The organism is Paraburkholderia phymatum (assembly GCF_038900715.1).
Taxonomy (GTDB): domain Bacteria; phylum Pseudomonadota; class Gammaproteobacteria; order Burkholderiales; family Burkholderiaceae; genus Paraburkholderia; species Paraburkholderia phymatum_A.
Map to the genome: position 1 here is coordinate 1 of NZ_JAYMRZ010000124.1, position 255 is coordinate 255.

Here is a 255-nt window from a genome sequence, read left to right on the forward strand (position 1 = left end):
ACGCCCAGATCGTTCGTGCGATCTTGTTCGCCAGCGCGACCGTCACAACGTTCTGCGGCCGACGCTTGCTGATCTGCTCAACCCACGGCCCCGGCTCTTTCACGTGTGCCAGCACCGCCCGGGCACCATGTATCAGCAGCGTGCGCAGATACGTATCCCCTCTCTTGCTGATCCCGAGTAGCCGTACCTTGCCACCGGTGCCAACCTGGCCTGGCACCAGCCCGAGCCAGGCCGCAAATTCCCGCCCGGATTTGA

General features: G+C 63.9%; 1 protein-coding gene. It reads right to left on the minus strand.

The genetic code is table 11. The features are described 5' to 3' along the window. Positions 1-255, minus strand: a 255-nt coding sequence (locus tag VSR68_RS42695; protein ID WP_342945397.1) for a transposase, incomplete at both ends; no start/stop codon positions are given.